The organism is Pirellulales bacterium, assembly GCA_019636335.1.
Taxonomy (GTDB): domain Bacteria; phylum Planctomycetota; class Planctomycetia; order Pirellulales; family JAEUIK01; genus JAHBXR01.
This window is the reverse complement of record JAHBXR010000007.1, coordinates 1-18,693: the sequence shown is the minus strand read 5'-3', so window position 1 is coordinate 18,693 and position 18,693 is coordinate 1. Positions and strand designations below refer to the sequence as shown.

The window sequence follows — 18,693 nt, the reverse complement described above, 5'->3', positions numbered from 1 at the left end:
AATTGTCGTCAACACTATTCACATTGTCGAGGTAGGTAACATTGGGAAAGCCGTTCGAGATTGAGTTAGAAGCATTGCCGTCCACTTACGCGTGGGCGATTTCGCAGCCCGTCGACCAGTTGTGTCGAGCGGTTGAGCGGCTTGTCGCGCACCCGATGCTCGCCGTTGGCTCTGGCGGCTCTTTCAGCGTTTGCCATTTTGCAGCACACCTTCACGGAGTTTTCGCCGGTCAACCTGCCATACCTTCAACACCGCTTCAAGCGGTGAGTCATCGCACCCCGATTGCGAATATGGGCATCTTGATCCCGACCGCCGGCGGGAACAATCCTGACGTTGTAGCTTCAGTGCGGTTACTTTCCGAGCAGGAGCCACAGTCCATGCTCATCCTCTGCGGCAACGCAGGTTCGAAAGTTGCATCGCAAGCAATGCGATACAAGACACTTGATTTCATCAGCTATGACTTACCAACTGGAAAGGACGGGTTCCTGGCTACGAATTCTCTGCTTGCGTTTAGTGTCCTGCTGTCAAGAGCCTATTTGGAAGTTTCCGGTCAATCTAGTATTCTTCCCAAAGAATATCGCAGCCTTCTTACCAACCGGCGAATCGACCCATATGAGTTGGCAGCTCAGCGACGGTACGAAGACCTTCTCGGCAAGCAAACTCTCCTGGTGCTTCACGGTTCGACGACGATAGCAGCAGCTGTCGATATTGAATCGAAGTTCACCGAAGCAGCGCTAGGGCATGTAAAGATCTGTGATTTTCGCCAGTTTGCGCACGGACGGCATCACTGGTTGGCAAAGAGGAGTGGCGACACCGCGATTCTTTCATTGGAAACGCCTCACGACAAAACCATTGCCGATCAAACCCTTGAACTGCTACCGAAGTCTGTGCCAACTACGAGGCTCAGCTTTGTCCATGACGGTTGGCTTGCCGACCTCGCAGGACTCTGCGAGGGGTTCTACCTGACCGGCGTCGCAGGGAGACAGCAAGGGATTGATCCAGGACGCCCAGGCGTGCCCTCCTTTGGTAGAAAGCTCTACCACGCCAATGCATTCCGAGCGAGACATCCCTCGAAGATGCCTGCCTGGAAAGCCCGAGCTATCGAAAGGAAAGCATCAGAACGAGTCGAAAGGTTGGCTAAGGAAAACCGACTAACGTTCTGGGCCAAGGCCCTTGACACGGTGATCGATAGAATTCATGAGGCTCAGTTCTGCGGAATAGTCCTTGATTATGACGGCACCCTATGTAGCGAGGATGAGCGATTCAAGCCGCTGCCGGAAGAGATGGCAGATGCACTTACTTCGCTTCTTGAATCAGGTGCACGTCTCGGCTTTGCTACCGGTCGTGGTAAGTCCGTAACGAAACGCTTATGTGAAGCATTGCCCAAAAAGCATTGGCCCGAAGTAACTGTTGGATATTACAACGGCGGCCAAATTCTCACGCTTGATAAGTGCGACTCTCTAGATGGCAATGATCACGTTGCAGAGGAACTCTCACTGATATCCAAGGCAATCAATTCCGACCGGCTGCTTTCCCGAGGTAACATAACTCTTCGGTATCGACAGATCACATTGTCTAACCCGCGAGGTATGTCGCTTGACGCCCTCACTGAACACGTTGAAGCATTAGTACACCGTGTAGCTGGTAACGGCCTTCGGGTGATGAGATCCGGACATTCCGTCGATGTAGTGCCTGATTCAGTATCGAAAGTGGCCGTTGTTGAACGCCTTTTGGAGCAGAGCCCGAGTGGTGCGTCTGACGCTGTATTGCGGATCGGCGACCGTGGCCGCTGGCCAGGAAACGACGCACAATTGCTAGCCAGTCCCTATGGACTCAGCGTGCATCAAGTCTCCTCCGATGCCTATTCCTGCTGGAATATAGCTCCGCCAGGGCAGAGAGGCTGGCAAGCCACCCTCTGGTATCTACGTCACTTGAAGGTATCGAAGAGAGGTACTCGATTCCGCCTTCCCACCTTCAAGGAGGATTAGCATGAATCAGGACTTTATCCTGGGCAGGCTAGCCGAGATCATGGCCTGGGAGACGGATCAGGCCCGCAGGGAATTCGCGTGGTTGCGCTTGATGTCACAGATGAAATACGACGGCTACCAGGATTTTCTGGCTGGCGCACGTTTCGTCGAATCCCTCGCCGATTGGTTGCAGCAGTTTCATCAGGATGAAAGGGCGATCGCATACACCTTCGTTCGCAGTTCGCTTGTCTACATTAGTACCGCAGAAATGAACCATCTCGTTGAACTTTTCTATCCCGAAACGGTAGTGTGGCACCTTCAACAGGATGTCGCACGCCGCCTCGATATTCGGACCTGGAACGTCTGGGCAAGCAACCAGTCAAGGACGCTCTTCAACCGTTTACGGAGACAGTCGTTATTTATTGAACTCAGCGATGGTGCCAGAATCGATGTGTTCCGAAGAGCTAACGCTGGCCTGATAAGCAATGAGCAGACCGTGACTGCACCAAGGTTGAACGACGAGAAACTCGATGAACTGCTGGAGGACCTGCGCAAGGATTTGGACGATCCTAAAGCGCGGTTCGCATTTGTGTTCCTAATCGACGATTTTGTAGGAAGCGGCACGACGCTGCTGCGAAAAAAGGAAGACGGGATGTGGACTGGCAAGCTCTTCAGATTCTGGGAAGACAACGAGGATCGCTTCAAGAAGTACTTCGAGGATGATTGGTCACTCTGCGTTCACCACTATCTTGCGACTCAACGTGCCAAGCAGACGACCGCGGAGCGAAGCCATCAGATCGCTTCAGAAAGAGGCAACGGGAAATGGTTTTCCGCCGTACAGTTTTCGTACGGCGCTGAATTGCCGGACGACTTGCCATTGTCGAAAGACACGCACGCAGACTTCTTGGCGCTCACCGACCGCTACTACGATCCATCGATCGAAAACAAGCACACAAAGGTTGCCGGTACCGATGCTAAACTTGGATTCGGACAATGTGCCCTACCTCTGGTACTGGAGCACAATACCCCGAATAACTCCGTCGCTCTTCTTTGGGCAGATACACCGGGCGACAATAATCAGCACGCAATGAGGCCGTTATTTCGGCGGCGCCAGCGGCATTCCTGACGGAGAGACGGCAATGGAGAACCCATTTTATCGCAGGGCAACTGAGCAACTTAGGGACGACGAGGCATTTCTCTCCATCGTCAGTCCTCAGCCCCTTACGTACCTTCTGAAGCGACCAGCTGAACAGGGCACCCTTTTTGACCGTATTGTGCTGTTTCGGGGCGCTCCCGGCACTGGAAAAACGACCCTTGCCCGATTGTTTGAGTTTTCAGCACTCAGGGCTGTACTTCGCAGTACTGGATCAACGGACTACGAGGCAGTCGCCGGAGCACTCGAAGAGTGCGGCGCTATCAAAGATGGACTTCCGATGATCTTGGGATGCCGACTACCCATGGAAACGGATTACCGTGATTTTTGGGAGTTTCCGTACTCCGAGAGCCTGAAATCTGGCATGCTCTTTTCGTTCATTCAGGCCCGTGCGGTCCTCGCATGGTTTCGGCATCTTCATGTCGCAGGAGTTTCCGATTCTACTGTCACCATCGTGCCTCGCGCAGACTCGGGATCAGGACTCGAAACCATTGGCGGTACATCCGGAACCGCGATGCTGGAACGCGCACGCGAAGTGGAGCGTGCCGTTTATGAAATCGTCGGCGCCTTAGTTGCTCCTAATGAAGCCGACATTCCTTCGTCCGTCACCGGTACTTACCGCCCATTTGATGTAATTGAACGCATCGAAATAACCACATCATCATTGAACCAGGGAAAGCCGCTGCGATTGCTTCCGCTTGTCATGTTGGATGATGCTCACTGGCTGCACCCAAGTCAATTCGAAGCAATGCGGCACTGGTTGGCGCGGCGAGAATTGAGAATTGCCCGTTGGGTGCTCACCAGGTTCGACATACTGCAACCCAGTGAGGCATTGTCGATTGTCGCGGACGATCGAACAGATCGCCCTAGCTATCCGGGACTTTCTGCATCGCGCGATGAGGAAACGATTCTTCTCCAAGGATGGGGACAACGAAAGGACCAGCGCAACACCTTTCGGCGAATGGCTCGCGATATGGCGCACCGATACCTCGAGAAGCACTCCCTGTTGGGGACACGCCGCCTTGTCGACATCGGCAGCTTACTCAGTGAAGAAGCAGAACAGATTTCAAATTCAAGACTGGTAGAGCTGGCCAAGCACGTTGCGTCCATGCAGAGTCGACTGAAGGTTACTGACGCCCGACGAGCTGAGCTTGAGGCAACGATAAATGAGTTCCGAAAGGCCGCTGCGCTCACAGAAGATATACGACTAGCAATGCTGGCGATCCTTCTGCATCGGTATGTCATTCGCACGAAGAGTCAGGCAACGCTCTTCGGCGACGAAGACCCAGAACCATCGAGGCCGCTCGTTGCCAACCAGGGAGTTTATGAAGCTGCGCGACTTCACCTGCTGCATCGCTTCGAGCGTCCCTTTTATTTCGGCGCTGACGACCTATGTGATGCTAGCTCCGAGAATGCAGAGTTGTTCCTTCAGCTCAGTGCGATCTTAGTGGACACCATTGCGACACAAGTTATCCGTTCAAAGCCTCCAGTTCTTGATGCTGGCACGCAGCATCGCCTCTTGCGCGAGCGAGGGCGTCGGATTGTTGAGGCTTGGAATTTTCCTTATGCCGACAAGGTTCGCAAGCTCGTAACCGGAATCGCAAGGAAGTGTGTTGAGACAACGCTTCAACCCAACGGCTGGCTGACACCGAACGGCTACGGCGTTCTTCAGTCTGACTTCGAAAGCCTCGCCGGATCGAATTCCGAACTGGCGAGCGTAGTGCAATTTGCCGTCGCCTATAACGCCGTCCTCGTAGTTCCCCAGTACGAATGCAAAAACAAGGAATGGTGCTTACTCGAATTGGGAGGACCGGTATGCCTCGCCGAAGGATTGACGCTTAAACGAGGAGGATTCTTGGAGGGAACTACCGCCGAACTCGGCAAGATGCTTGAGGAGAGCAACGGATGATGCGCAACAGGAAATGGGAGCCTTGTGTGTATCATCGGGGCAGTCACGCCGACGCATTCCTGCGGGACTATCTGGCGCAAGTAGGGCGAAGTGTGCTCTTGATTGCCGGTGCCGGTTTTGATCCGCGATCAGTCCGAATTGCCCCGCTATTCCCCGAATCACTCCAGCAAGCCACTCGGGCAATTTTAATTCGGGAGGAAAGGCCCAATCCGGTTGCCGAATTAGTTGCACGAGCAGTACACCATCGGGACCAACTTATGGCTAAATTTCCCTTGGCCAGAGAGCACGCGATCCAGATTTTTGCGCGCGACAATGCAATCATCGGAGGTCGAGAGGCCGCAAAACTGATGACCGGCCAATCGCTTGATGGCATCACAGATGTCTTTGTAGATATGAGCGCCCTGTCGATCGGTGTCGCCTTTCCGATCATAAAGCATTTCATTGATGTGCTCTCTACAATGTCAGGGCCAGTAGCGAATCTGCATGTTATTGCTTGCCACAATCCACAAATCGATGACGCCGTCTCTTCGAATCCTTCCGATACAGTAGCTCCGATTCACGGTTTTCGAGGTGGCTGGGGACTCGATGAGAAATCACGCGCTGCAATTCTCTGGATGCCGCAACTCGGACGCGGCAAACGTCCCGTGCTCAGTCGTATCTTTCAGATGCTGCGCAATGTCCAGGAAGATACAGTGGTCTGTCCCATACTCCCGTTTCCATCCTCCCAGCCCCGGTTACCTGACGAACTGATCGAAGAGTTTGCCGAGGAGTTGCAGTTGGCTTGGTCGGTTGACGTTCGCGACCTGATCTACGCGGATGAGAAGAGCCCGCTTGATCTTTACCGGACGATTTTGCGAATCGACGATGCCCGACGCCGCGTATTTGCGAGTGTCGGAGGGTCTCAGATCATCCTCTCGCCGCTGGGCAGCAAAGCACTCTCCCTCGGCGCGCTCATGGCGGCCCTGGAACGCGACGACTTTACGATTCTCCACGTCGAAGCAATCGGTTATACTCTGGATGCATCCCGAGCTGATTCGGTTGCCGTTCCTGACGAATTGGTGCATATCTGGTTACATGGCGATGCGTATGGGGACGGACATGGCAAGGAGGCCACACAGAAATGACCAAGAAAACCTCGAACACTAAACGCTTCAGCCAACCGCTGGCCGTCGGGACAGGACTTGTCGCACTGGACGAAGTGACTAGTGCCGACCCCTCGGTGCCGGTTCGACACTGGGCTGGCGGTACCTGCGGCAATGTCCTCATCGCGCTTCGATATCTCGGCTGGAAGGTCCAGCCGATCGCCCGCTTAGCCGACGACCGCGCAACAGAACTCCTACTCGCCGACCTGAGGCACTGGGGGGTCTCAGAGCGATTTGTGCGCGTTGAGAATGATGGCAGCACCCCCATTATCGTTCATCGCATCGCCAGAGATGCTTCTGGCCGCGTGACTCACTCGTTCTCGTGGCGGTGCGCATCGTGTGGAGCACGCTACCCAAGCTACAAACCGGAGCTACTTACGGTTGCCGAGTCCATTGCTCCAAAGCTCAAGCAAGTTAGCGTCTTCTTCTTTGATCGTGTCTCTGCAGGCGCTATCGCACTCGCAAAATCGGCCGCGCAAAGTGGCGCGCTTGTGGTATTCGAGCCGTCAGGTATCGGGAATCCGATTTTGTTCGGTCAGGCATGGGAGATTGCCCATGTCGTGAAGTATTCGCATGAACGATTGGGCGACTTCCCGGAAGTCGACGTAGAATCCAATCCAAGACTTCTCATCGAAACACTCGGCGATGCCGGGCTTCGATACCGCTGGCGAAGTCGAGGCAAAGGACTGGGTACTTGGGTCGAATCGAAAGCATTCTCTATCGACGGGGTAAAGGATACGGCAGGCTCCGGCGATTGGTGCACCGCCGGGCTACTGTCAAAAGTCGCGGCAAGCGGTTTTGCCAGTTTCTCGAAGTCTACCGACAAGCAGATTGCTGATGGAATCCGTTTTGGCCAGGCACTTGCGGCTTGGAACTGCCAATTCGAAGGTGCTCGGGGAGGGATGTATGCCGTTTCAAAGAGGCAGTTTGAACAGCAAGTAAATGATCTCTTAACTGGTTCGGGTAAGGTGATCTCGATCAATGCAGAGGCTAACATCGAGGGCCCAAATGCAAGTGGCGTCTGCAAAGTCTGCGAGCATCCTTCAAGGGTTCACACGAAACGTCGAAAAACTAGGTAAACTTAGCCTTGACAGTTTCGGCGGATTTGGTCGTCGGCTAATTGTCTCAAAGCCGGCTTCCCCCTGCCTTTGCCGTGCGAGAAGAATCGGCGGTTTCGACAAGCGTCTGGATTGTCTCTCGAATGTGCCATGGTAGATGCGTCCACAATTCCGCGATTCGAATCACTTCAGGAGGCAGGTGGACACTTTGGCAATGAGCGTCATCCGACGCCAAACCCTGCCGATTGGCGCGCATCAACTGCAGCGCACGTGCAGCGCGGGGGTGTTGGCCGTTGACGCAATCGCAAAAGGCGTGGCCAGTTACGCCAGAATCGAATGGGGGTTCGATTCCCGCCGCCTCCACTTTTTACCATTGCTGCCACCGGGTGACTCTCGGAGTCATCCGACGCCAAAAGCCCTTCCTCCGAAGGGCTTGCGTCGTTTCTGGGCCGAGAGCCGTTTTTTCCTTCGGTGTCAGACGACGACCCAGAATGCCCATCTGAGCTACATAACTGCAGCCTATGTGCAGCCAGTGATCTGCCGTTCACCGGGGCTGGCCCGTTCATTTTTTGCCCGTTGCCGGTCGAATGCGATGCCGCCACGGTGTTCCCGTCTTCTCCCGGCTTGAGGGTGGGCGAGGGGAGGTTGGCCAAGGCCCGCGCCTGGTCTTTCAGCCCCACGTGGGTGTATTTCATGGTCATCCGCACGTCGGTATGTCGGGCGAGTTCCTTGGCCTCGGTGACGCTGGCTCCGTTCTTCAATAGCCCGGTGATGTGGGAGTGCCGACCGGCGGCATGGAAGTCGGCTAGCCCCTCGGCCGTCTCGTAAGGGATCCCGGCCGCTTTCAGGTCTTTCTGGACCATCGTGTAGGTCTTCTTCTTGGCGAGCTTCGGAAAAAGCGGCTCGTCCGGGCCGAGCGTTGGCAGCCAAGTCCGCAGGAGCAAGATAAGTTCCGGGTGCAACGGAAGCGTGTCCTTGCGTCGGTGCTTCGAGAATGCCGCTTCGACGACGACGATCGGCTGCTCGTCGTCGAGCGTAAAGTTCTTGGAGGTCAGGCTGGCGAGTTCTCTGCGGCGAAGGCCCGTCAAAAACGCCATCAAATAGAGTCTTGCCCGGAGTTCTCCGGGATAGAGTTGGACCAGCTTCTTACTCGCTCGGGCGGCCTCGATGAGCTTGGTTACATCTTCCGGCGACAACGCACGCCGCTTGTGGCGAATATCTACCTCGGCATTCAGCCTGGGCAAGTTGTCGAACGGGTTGAATAGCGACCGCTTGTCGCTGACCAGCCATTTGCCGAAGGCGTCCAGGGCATCGCCGTAGTGGTTGTAGCTACGGTTGCCGAGGTTCTTCTCCTGGCGGAGTTCGGCGAGGTAATCGACGATGGCCTCGCGGTCGACATCGGCCAGGCACTCGAATTTGCAACCGCTGAGCACTTTGCTCACGCGGTTCGTCACCAGGCTGACATATTTCGACGTATTGTGGCCAATGGCTTTGCGGAAGGCCTTGATGTGACTGTCGATCGGGAGCCGCCGCTGATCGGATGCCCGTTCCAAATCAGGGTCCACCAGCCCGGACGTTCGGGCTCGGACTTCGGATTCGAGCTTCGCCGCCAGCTCCGCGGACAAGGCACGGTCGGTGAAGCCTTTGACCTGACGGCGCTTTCCCTGTTCGTCGAAATACTGAATCCAATAGACGGCCTGTCGGTTCTTCTTGTCCCGGGCTCTCTTGAAGATGGTGGCCATTAACCTTCCTTCCGGTTTCGGCGTGTCGCGGTTGGAGAATTGTTCGCAGTAGGGCAACCCGAGTCGATCCAACGGTGGACCTCGTCGAGCCGCCAGCGGGTGCTCTTTCCGAGGTGAACGGGTCGTGGTAACAGGCCGGCAGAGAGCAGTCGCCAGACGGTGCGTTTCGAGGTGCCGAGGATCGTCGCCAGCTCATCAGCGGAGATGAGCAAGGTCGTCACGCCCGACGATTGCTCGGGCATACTTGCCCGTTGAAGGTCACGCATCTTTGTTTTCTCCTTCCACACGAACCGAAGTGCGAACCGACCTGATCGTGGCACGACGGCTGCGGCGAATCTGGCCCTAAAATGGCACCTGACTCCGGGAACGCCGAACGTCACAATGAGTCGAAGCGGGGCCAGTTGCGCCCGCTGGTGTCATTCAACCCAAGGTCAAAAAGATTGACACGGCGCCTTTAGGGACCGGTTAGGGGGTGGGGCGATGGAGAGAGATCGCGTGATAGAGAAAGTCAACACATCGCGAAAATCGCTGACGCCGATCGACGGCGAAAAACTTCGACGTGCGCTCTGGGACAAGGGACTACACAAACCTGAGATTCAAGCGGAGACCCTCGGAACCAGCCTGAAGCGGCTTCGGCAAGCGATTCGCGGCGGAAGCTTCCAGATGGCGACACTGCTACGGTGGTGCGAGAACGCCGACATCGAATTGAACGACATTCTATTGCCGGGCTCGCTCATCGGACTGAACGGCACGGTGAATGGAGCGCGGCCAATCGTCGGCGACTGGGAGATCGTCACCGAGCTGAGCCGCTGGATCGAGGCGACCAACGGATTGCAATATAAGGTCTTCGAGGTTCGACATCGGCATCTGGAGGAACGTCGGGGGCGAGGGAAGCTCTACGATATGAGCGGACTGTCGGACCGCGATCGAATCGATCTCGCCGAGCACCTCAAGCGTCATCCCAAGGTCTGTCACGAAGTCGGCCCTCATCCTCGTATCGCCGACAACATCACGGCACTTCCCGATCCGAACGGTCGTGACTGGTGGGTGATCGATCGCTGGATCGAAGGTCGGACGCTCGCGGAAGTGTTGAACGGGTCACGACTGGAAGGAGAGCGATTGGCCCAAACCATGCGTGGCATCGCCGACGGACTTGTCGCCCTGCATCGGCATGGCATTCTGCGACGGGAGTTGTCCCCGGCGCAGATCATCGTGCGTGCGGAGAACAACATCCCCGTGCTCACCGACTTCGAGTTGGCAAAGATGCTCGGCAACTGGCCCACGGTTGTGGCGAGATCCGACTGGGGAAACGATCCATATCGGGCTCCCGAAGTTGCCGCCGGCGGCGAAGACTTGGGACCGGAGATCGATGTTTATAGCTGGGGACGAATCCTGGTGCATGCCGCAACAGGATCGGTTCCCGAGGTGGGCGGCGAACTGGCGGCACTTGAAGGTGTCCGGCTCCCGAAATCGGTGCGTGAGATCGCGGTGGCTGCGGTGCAGCCGCCACGAAGTAAGCGGCCACACAGCATGGAAGAAGTGATACGAGCGATTCGGTCGTGGAAATGAGCGAGAATTCAGAGTCCATCAAACAAGGAAGGTTTATCGGTGGCTTGCTCGCTCGATACATGCTCGGCGACGAAGCTGCCGTTCTTGAAAAGAATGACATTGGCAAGTTCAAAACCGGCCGAGCCGTTTCGGCGCAGGAGATCGAAGCGGGCTTGCTCCCAGATTTCGAGCACATCCTCGGGCGGGATTGGAAAACACTCGGCCAGGTGCAGCGGTGGCAGCTTGCCGTCGCGTTTGAGAGACTGATACTCGCGGGCGGCGGCAACGATGCTCGGCGTGATTCGCATGAGTTGGCGTGACATGATCGGCTGGTCTCCATGAAAGGGTGTCCGCTGGAACCAGCTTGGATTGCAATCGAACCGAGCGCGCGTTGTGAGTCTTCGATAGGGACCGTTTCAGGACAACCGGCAGGAATACGCACGATGGTCGAATCCGGGCAAGAATATCTCACGGTGCATGCGCTATCGGAGTTCGTGTTCTGTCCCCGCGCCGGCCTGATCGTCCACGAGCTTGAACAGGTCGAAGACGAACGTCCCCTGCGCTACAACGTCGATTACGTGCCGCTTTATGATCTCGCCAGCGTGGAAGAGGCGCTGGACCGGCAGATGAATCGCTTGTGGGTATTGCTGGGCGCGATGGGGCTACTGTTGATCGTCGCATTCGTCGCCTACTTGTTGGGACGCATGCTCTTTCTGGCCCCCGTCGGATTAGGCATCCTGTGGCTGAGTTGGCGGGGGACGAGACGGCTGAACCTGGTGCTTGAGCTGGCAGAAACACGCTCCATTGCGCATGCGGCTGTTGGCAGAGAGCCGACTCCGAAGTCTCGTCAGTATGAAGCGATCAATTGGTGGGAGCTGCTCGCGGCGGGATTTGATTCCGTGCCGTATCGTGAATCCCTGGTGGACGACAAGTTGGGAATCCGCGGCAAACCGTGGCGAGTCTTACGCAAGGGATCGCTTCGGATTCCCGTGGTTCGATTGGCGAGTGACGAGACGACCGATACGCCCCGTCCGCAGCATGTGATCCGGGTGGCGGCTTACTGCCATTTACTCCGCACGTGTGAAGGCCAGGAAAGCCCCTACGGCATACTGCTGTTTGGAAAATCCTGGGATGGACTGGCCGTCGTCGCCTGCGACGAAATACACGCCGAGCTTCAGGAAGCCGTCAGACTCGCGCGAATACGACTACCCATCGTTGCGCAACACGGCTCATTCGAAGGTAGCATTCTCCTCGAAGAGTGCGACGGCTGTCGCCACGGGCGGCCGGTGGTGGTCGATGCCGTTCAAGGCTCACCATGGTGGGGCGAAGATGGCGCGATTCATGGCGTCGGCGGCAGAGATGGGCGGCTCTATCACAGTTGCTGCGGTGACCGCTTCGAATGGCTCCCGCCTCACCGTAAGGCAGTGACGCTCAAGCTTGGCGAGTAGCTCGCCACAGCGCCGGCCCACATCAGGCTCCGAAAGAGACCTGCTCCGATCGATCCATCGTCCGTATCCTTGTTCTTGGCGACGCGTGGTCGCTCAACAAGTTTCTTTACTCTCCCCCCTGTCAGGAGATGCTTAAACAATGACAGGCGAGCGAATTGTTATTTGCTCGGTTCGATTGTCCACGACCGTCGGGACGTAAAACCAAGACGGTAGTCACACGCCATGCAACAGACCGAAGTGCCGATGAAACCCGGTCGAAATGCAACGACACCCGGACGATGAAACCGTTGGTGTCTGGCGTGTGGGGAGCAAAAGACCCCTCGTGGGTCTTTTGTTTTTAACCAGCTTTTTTCTGGAACGTGATGACCGTGCCGCGTGCGGGACGGTGATTGCGGAGCTTTGGCCGAATGGATCAAAGCTCATTATGAACAGGACCGGCAAGGGCCGGCACATGACCAGGAGAAGCAACCATGGCATTGGATGCTTACGGAAAACGCTATTGTGAAATCAAGTTCCTTCATCACGATCGACCTGACATCAATCGGCGAGCACAAGAAATCGTGCTCATCGGATCGGATGGGATCGTTCGCAACGTGACGGGATCTCGGATGCCGCACAAGGTGATTTTCCAGCCATCAAAGACAAAGGACGGCCGATCGTTCGTCGAGATACTTTTGGACGAGCCACTCGGACAACGTCCTACGGTCTCGCTGGTGGAAGGCAGGCCACGATGGCCGACAAATAGGGATATCCTACACATGGCGATACCACTCGTTGCATTGACCGTGATCCGGCTCATGGCAGCGGTTGTCGTCGCACATCCGTAGGAATCCCAAACGTAGGGGCCGGTATCGGCACCGGTCCTTACGTTCTTTTACTTGCCATACTCTGAGAACGTCGCCAAGCGGCTACGGAGCGAGCATCTCTAGTTCGACCAGTGTTTGGCCTAACTCGCGCAAGGTGTCCTGGACTTTCTGCAGGTAGTCCTGGTCCGAGCGAGACCAGTTCTCAGAGTAGACGTGGAACTGCCAGCGAGTCGCACGGTCGTTCAGGGTGTTACCGATGGCGAGGGCATTCAAGGCATTGAGCCCCTTCATCGTCGGTTCCAGCGCCCCCAGACTTTCGATTGCCGTATAGGACATAGGCGAGTGGACGGTCGTCTTCTTGAATCCGACGACGCCACCTTGATTGTAAGGCTGAACATACCCCTTGTCGGTAAATGGCCGGAGGATTCGTTGGATGTCGGGGGACTTGGCCTTTGCCGTAAGCCGCGCCCGCTCGGCATCAGATTCGTCCCGCATGATCGTATCGTCAGTGCTTTTGCGAATCAGGTCGGCCTTGGACTTCGCCAGCTTCTCCGCAGCTTCGCGGCGTGCCTTGACCACCTCATCGTCGATGATCTTCGAATCGTCGAGCAGCTCCGAGTGTGTGAGCGCATCGATCGCAGCTTGAAGCGTTGTCGAATGCATCGCTAGCTGCTTGGATTCGGCGCTGACGGCCTCAGCCCGTTGGCGAGGCACGCGCAGCTCGTCACGAATTCTTCTCAAGTCGACGAGCATACGGCTCAACTCGTCGGCACTGGCTGCCGTGGGCAGCGAAGTGTTTTCCGGGATCTCAAACGCCAGCCGAATCGGAGAGAGCATGTCCTCAAGCGACTCGCGATATGATTGGACAAGCTCCTGCGAGGGGCGATCTTGCTGATAAGCGGCGCGAAACCGACTCACAAGGTCGACGTTCGAGGCGATCTTTCTGCCGTCGTCGTTTTCGAGCAAGGGGCGAACGCGCTCATTCCATTGCTTGATCTCGTCGTCGCACGTATCGAGTAGCAGCGTGATTTCTCGCCCTTTGGCCAGGAAGGTTCGTTGCCGCGACTTGGCATGCGCGAAAGCCTGCTCGCTGGCCGATCCCCGCTCGCCCGTAAACGTGGCGGTGGGCGATACGTTGGGAGTGGGCGAAATATCCGTCAGATCCTTGACGAGTTGCTCCGGACGAGTATTCGCCGGTGGCATCACCTCAGCAGTGGGCGGCTTTGGCGGTGTTGGATTTGCAGCTTCGGCGTCAACAGGCGCAGTGACGTAGTCGTGGATGGAGAACAAGCTGAGCATGATGATGACAAAGCCCGCCAGTGCGCCGAACAAGCCAAAGAATGCCGCTGGCCAGCGAAGATTGCTCTTCGGTGGAGATTGGCGGGGACGATCACTCGACATCGCTGAGCCTCCTTTCATCATTGCCGAAACGGCAATCACTGGTTTGCACGAAACTTGTCTTCTAAATCCGCGGGCAAAAGAAACGGTCCGGGGATAGGCTTTGCGCCCGCCGGTAGCGGCTCCTCCGCTTCGGCGTCGAAAACGTCCCCGTAATCGGGCTGCACGCTCACCGTGTCGGGACCAACGGCCGGCCAAGGGGACTTGTCGCGAACCTGAAACTCCTTCGGCGTGATGTGAAAGTCGGAGACGATGGGGGTCGCCAATCCGCCGAAACAGGTATAGCCGCTATCCTCAGTGAACCGAACGATGCTGGACTTTTTGTCGGCGCTGATCTCCATGATGGTGTTGCGGTCCAGCAACGGTCCTGAAAGCTCGGCAACTTGGACGCTGCCGTCGATGCTGAACCGTGCATCGAGCTCGTCGTCATCGTCGTCGCTCAGGGGAGCTTTCTGAACCCATGCCATGCGATGAAAGAGTCCTTGCCCGGAAAGCTCTTCCAGTTCCTTGATCGATTTCAGATCCGATGCCCGGTAGGTTTGCTTGAAGGCCGTGCAGGAGGCGAGAGTATCGCCGATGTCGGTGCCGTCGCGCTTCGTTTGTCCGATGCTTTGATGGGCGAGCACGAAGGTTGCACCGAGGCTGCGACCCTGCTCCAGCACCTGACGGACCGAATCCGAGATCATCTGCTGGAACTCGTCGATCATCACGTAGGTTCTGATCTTGTCGCTCTCGTGAGGAATCCCGGCTGCGGCAGTGAAGAGGGAGTAGAGGGCCAGCTTCGCGATACCGGCGGTGCTGAGCGGCTCGATGGGCGCTTTTAGGTAGAAGTAAACCACTTGAGGTTCTTCGAGCAATTCCGACAAGTCAATTGCGTTGTCGAATAGCTGCGGGCGATTCGGGACTCGGGTCGGCGTGAGATTGAGGGGATGAATCGACCGCAAGCGGTTAACGAGCGCTGCAAGGTGACGCGCCTGCCGCCAATCTTCCTTCGCCCCGAAGGCTTTGAACATCTGCTCGTCGCTGAGCACCTCGTGCATGTCGTCAAAAGTCTCGATCCGAAGCTTGCTGACGATGCTCTTGAAGACCGTCTCATTCATCGCGGTGAAGAACCCACGCCCGTAGGCGACTCCGTAGTCGAGCGACAAGGCGGCAAGAACGATCTGCACTCGCTGATTCGAGCTGAATCTTGTCCAATGCTTCTGCAAGAATGGATTGAACACATAGCTCGACCAGTCGGGGGTCGTCGTGAACCAGCGAAACTTTAGCCCCGCTCGGCGGGCTTCCTCGCGGAGACCGTGGAAGAGAGACGGTTCTCCCTTGAGATCGATCATGAGGACCGACGAGTCCTTCGCTGCGATCAATTGTGTCGCCAAAGGCGCGATTCCAAGCGACGTTTTTCGCGCCCCGGAGTCGCCCAGAATGTGGGCATGGTTTCGCAGGATCTCGCGGTCGAGCAGCACGGGATAATCGTTGTAGCGGCTGCTGCCTATGTAAAGATGCTGTCTCTCGATGGTGTTGGGCGAGTTGATGAGCCGATCGATAAGCACCTGCCATTCCGGAAAAGGGGAGTGTTCCGTAGCTCCAGGATGCTCCAGTGCTTCGAGATATCGGCTAATGGAACTTCCCACCAGGGTTGCAACCACTCCAATCAGGATGAGCGGTGGGCCAAACACGCCCAGCAGCGCCGCCACTACCGCTCGCCAAACGATGTTCTCCTGTTGGCGGGCTCGCGCTGGCCGCTCCATCTCAGCCTTCAATACGGCACGTTTCTCGGCGGTCAACTGGTCCATGAAATCGGTCATTTGATCCGCAGGGAGGGAACGAATGTAGTCCCATTCATGGGCCTGGAAACCGACGGGTGGAATCTTTGGACGTGAAGTCAATTCGGAGATCGGACGTTCAAGCGGCGGCGGAAAGCTGTTGGCGACGAATGCGATGCTCAGCAGCCCGGCTGCGAAAGCCAGTAAAAAATCGCGTGCGACGACTTGGTGCATGCCGAGCGAAGGAAAGCGGAACACGCCGGCCGCCGGCGTCTGGTGGCGATTGTAGGTGGTAAAAACCTGCAACGTTCGCCAAGCGGCGACGAGCACGGTAATGGGCGAGGGGATCGGAGCGCCCACGGCGACATGGATGGCCGACCAGGTCACAGCAAGCAGGATAGACAGTATCAACAGTGTGGGCAGAATCGCGGCCGGGTTCGAACCGTTCCGCGACATTGCATTCAGGATGGGAAAGCCGGCGAGAAAAACGATCGGCATCGCCCAGAGCAAGACCGGCACCGTGCGAAACTGCGGGCACAGTTCGGGATCGGCGGAATTCCGGGATAATGACCAGATGCGTCGCCAGCGAAGCATGGTTCGCTGATCGACGTGATGGTTGGCAGTGATCCAGTATGCGGCTTGCTTTCCGACGAGATAGGCAAATCCGGTGGCAAACAATAGGCTCGGCAAGAACAGGGCGAGATACGTCGAGCGAACATCAGGCAACCGTCCCATCACATACGAGACGCTGCCGCAAACCAAGAGTATCGCGGACCAAGCTAGAACCACATCGATTCGCTCCTTGAAGATCGCCGTGACGGCGGCGTAGAGCACGAAGAACACGGCAACGGAGAGGCAGATGGCGACCAGCGGCGCGTAGAAGGAAGAAACCAAACGGCCGGCGATCGCCACGACGGTTCCCAGCAATGTTGCCGTGAGAATTAGCCGTAACGTCGTCAGGTGGTCGAACCAGGGCTGGTTGAACTGGGTGCGATAGTCGAGGTGCGTATTGGGGGTGCGCGGAAGAGCCCGGACATTGAGCGTATCGCGCTTTCTCGCCAATCGCTGACGCATTCAGGTGGCCCCCTGGAACCCTTCGGCTGACGCCCAGCCGAATAGTCCGAGGCGGGCAAGGATCTGAAGGAGCACCTTTCGCCTCGCTGCGTCCCGTTCGGCACGAAGAACTCGGGAACATGGTACCCGAAACGAGGGGCAGGAAGCCAGCCGACGTTGACGGATGGATCGGGCCTGGGATCCCGGCCGAAGTACCTTGCCGAACGACTACGAAGCAACTGCGACCGCCGTTATTGGCGATCACAGTTGCTCCAAAAGATTCGCAACGAACTGTAGCGGTTACGATGTTCAACCTGCAAATTCGAACTTCCGCCAACGCAGTTGCTTGATCGATTCCACTTCGGGCATCTTTGAGGAATGGTGTTCAACAATCAACCAATCCTTCTCGGTCTGTTGATACACGAATGTATAACGGGCCAACTTTGTAGCCCGGCCGCCCGCCTCATCGGGATCATCGACAAGGAAACTGTAAATGCCGGAGTTTACGGCGATGTCGCCCAGCGATCTGCTATACGGCTCGACGACCGAACCGACGGGATTTAGTGGAAGGAATTCGTTGAAAAAGTAATCGTGAATTTCGGCGTGATTCTTTCGAACGTCATTTTTGAGTGTCGAAAGTAAGATCGCGTCGGTCGCATATAGTCGTGTCACTTCATCAGCATCACCCGTCAACAGCGCCTTGAACCAGCGGTCGAGTTGGTCCTCGATGTTGTTTGCAATCTTCGACATTTGGTTCTCCCCATGGGTTACGCGGATTCGTTTTTGTGGCCAACTACAGGCAACCATTTTTACTTGGTCCGAATTCTAGCCGCTGCCTACTGGAAGTTCACGCCTCTTCTCTTGTGGACGGCCCTGTCGGCAGATCGAACACGAAAGGAGCGAACTCGGGGACATGGCAGACGAAGATGGGGGTGGAGCCGCGATAATCTTGTCGAAACATCTGCTGAAGGGCCACGGCGCGATCGGGAACTGGGACAAGGATTGTCACCGAAAATCGTTTTGCGCGGATCAACTCCAAATAAAAGGAGCGAGTGACACGTTGGCGGACGGTTCGTTTGACTTTCCACAAGACGCGCCGTGTCGGGCTGGCACGATCGACCAAAAGCAGGCTGACGCCGAGACCGCCGGCGTGCGAGAGCACAATTAGCGACGAGCTGCGTGTGCCCGGCTCGCAGATCCCGGGGTCGATGGAGCGCAGCTCTTCCATGGTGAGCCGCTTGTGGCCGTTACGGACGCAGTAGTAGAGGATCGCCATCGCAGCGGGCAGTGACTGCTCGGTGAACGGCCTAATCCTGGCCTTCGGATTCAATCGGGTGTAGCCGGGGCCAAGCGTGTAGACGTTCCGGCGGGGAAGCGGCTGGGATTTGCTCAGCCATCGTTGCCGTGTCAAACGGGCCGTCACACTCTGCACCGCCGACATCGTTTTGGCATCGGGGAAGAATAGTTCCGTCAGAACATCGTCGGTCGATAGCCGGTAGCGTGCGACGTGTTCGAGGATTGCGAGATCACGGTCGGAAAGTGAATCCAATTCGGTCATATCACCATACCTCGTAGGAAAGGCGGCGCCGCTCACAGTCCAGGTGAAACTCTCGCAACCGTTCGGCGCTGTAGCTTCCGCCAAATTCAATTGCCCGAATGGGGTGCCCCGATGGATCGGCGAGCATGGCGTCGGGAAGCACTTGGTG

Annotated in this window: 15 protein-coding genes; 8 read left to right on the top strand and 7 right to left on the bottom strand. The window is 56.7% G+C overall.

Features of this window, described 5'->3' with window-relative positions:
• Positions 1–41: 41 nt before the first annotated feature.
• The 5 genes from KF708_08850 to KF708_08830 are packed head-to-tail and all read left to right on the top strand — an operon-like array spanning position 42 to position 7,250.
• Positions 42–1,988 (top strand): HAD hydrolase family protein, encoded by a 1,947-nt coding sequence (locus KF708_08850; GenBank protein ID MBX3412783.1) that lies wholly within the window; start codon positions 42–44, stop codon positions 1,986–1,988.
• A gap of 1 nt (position 1,989) precedes the next feature.
• On the top strand, positions 1,990–3,093 hold the full coding sequence (locus KF708_08845; protein MBX3412782.1) for a hypothetical protein: 1,104 nt from the start codon (positions 1,990–1,992) through the stop codon (positions 3,091–3,093).
• Positions 3,094–3,106: 13 nt separating this feature from the next.
• A complete protein-coding gene (locus KF708_08840) occupies positions 3,107–5,029 on the top strand; it encodes a hypothetical protein (protein MBX3412781.1) in 1,923 nt (640 codons plus the stop codon).
• On the top strand, positions 5,026–6,153 hold the full coding sequence (locus KF708_08835) for a hypothetical protein (GenBank protein ID MBX3412780.1): 1,128 nt from the start codon (positions 5,026–5,028) through the stop codon (positions 6,151–6,153). The genes KF708_08840 and KF708_08835 overlap by 4 nt, the downstream gene beginning before the upstream one ends.
• A complete protein-coding gene (locus tag KF708_08830; GenBank protein MBX3412779.1) occupies positions 6,150–7,250 on the top strand; it encodes a hypothetical protein in 1,101 nt (366 codons plus the stop codon). The genes KF708_08835 and KF708_08830 overlap by 4 nt, the downstream gene beginning before the upstream one ends.
• A 200-nt stretch (positions 7,251–7,450) precedes the next feature.
• On the opposite strand, the gene KF708_08825 is transcribed toward KF708_08830, so the two are convergent.
• Together KF708_08825 and KF708_08820 are read right to left on the bottom strand one after the other, a co-directional pair.
• Positions 7,451–8,971, bottom strand: a complete 1,521-nt coding sequence (locus KF708_08825) for a site-specific integrase (GenBank protein MBX3412778.1) — start codon at positions 8,969–8,971, stop codon at positions 7,451–7,453.
• Positions 8,971–9,237 (bottom strand): helix-turn-helix domain-containing protein, encoded by a 267-nt coding sequence (locus tag KF708_08820; protein ID MBX3412777.1) that lies wholly within the window; start codon positions 9,235–9,237, stop codon positions 8,971–8,973. Before KF708_08820 ends, KF708_08825 begins: the two co-directional genes overlap by 1 nt.
• 397 nt (positions 9,238–9,634) lie before the next feature.
• On the opposite strand from KF708_08820, the gene KF708_08815 reads away from it, so the two are divergent.
• Positions 9,635–10,540, top strand: coding sequence for a protein kinase (locus KF708_08815; protein MBX3412776.1), 906 nt, complete (start codon positions 9,635–9,637; stop codon positions 10,538–10,540).
• A gap of 8 nt (positions 10,541–10,548) precedes the next feature.
• Here KF708_08815 and KF708_08810 read toward each other — a convergent pair whose 3' ends face one another.
• A complete protein-coding gene (locus KF708_08810; GenBank protein ID MBX3412775.1) occupies positions 10,549–10,842 on the bottom strand; it encodes a hypothetical protein in 294 nt (97 codons plus the stop codon).
• A gap of 120 nt (positions 10,843–10,962) precedes the next feature.
• On the opposite strand from KF708_08810, the gene KF708_08805 reads away from it, so the two are divergent.
• Together KF708_08805 and KF708_08800 are read left to right on the top strand one after the other, a co-directional pair.
• Entirely contained in the window at positions 10,963–11,967 is a 1,005-nt protein-coding gene (locus tag KF708_08805; GenBank protein ID MBX3412774.1) for a hypothetical protein, read from the top strand.
• Positions 11,968–12,437: 470 nt separating this feature from the next.
• Positions 12,438–12,794, top strand: coding sequence for a hypothetical protein (locus KF708_08800; protein MBX3412773.1), 357 nt, complete (start codon positions 12,438–12,440; stop codon positions 12,792–12,794).
• 81 nt (positions 12,795–12,875) lie between these two features.
• Here KF708_08800 and KF708_08795 read toward each other — a convergent pair whose 3' ends face one another.
• From KF708_08795 to KF708_08780, 4 genes are all read right to left on the bottom strand, one after another.
• The gene (locus KF708_08795; protein ID MBX3412772.1) at positions 12,876–14,174 is read right to left on the bottom strand and encodes a hypothetical protein; all 1,299 of its coding nucleotides are present in this window, start codon (positions 14,172–14,174) and stop codon (positions 12,876–12,878) included.
• 35 nt (positions 14,175–14,209) lie between these two features.
• Positions 14,210–17,008, bottom strand: coding sequence for a type IV secretion system DNA-binding domain-containing protein (locus tag KF708_08790; GenBank protein MBX3412771.1), 2,799 nt, complete (start codon positions 17,006–17,008; stop codon positions 14,210–14,212).
• Between the two features lie 288 nt (positions 17,009–17,296).
• Positions 17,297–17,737 carry an SgcJ/EcaC family oxidoreductase gene (locus KF708_08785; GenBank protein ID MBX3412770.1) on the bottom strand — a complete coding sequence of 147 codons (441 nt, stop codon included), beginning with the start codon at positions 17,735–17,737 and terminating at the stop codon, positions 17,297–17,299.
• 97 nt (positions 17,738–17,834) lie between these two features.
• Positions 17,835–18,545, bottom strand: a complete 711-nt coding sequence (locus KF708_08780) for a hypothetical protein (protein MBX3412769.1) — start codon at positions 18,543–18,545, stop codon at positions 17,835–17,837.
• Between the last annotated feature and the right edge of the window lie 148 nt (positions 18,546–18,693).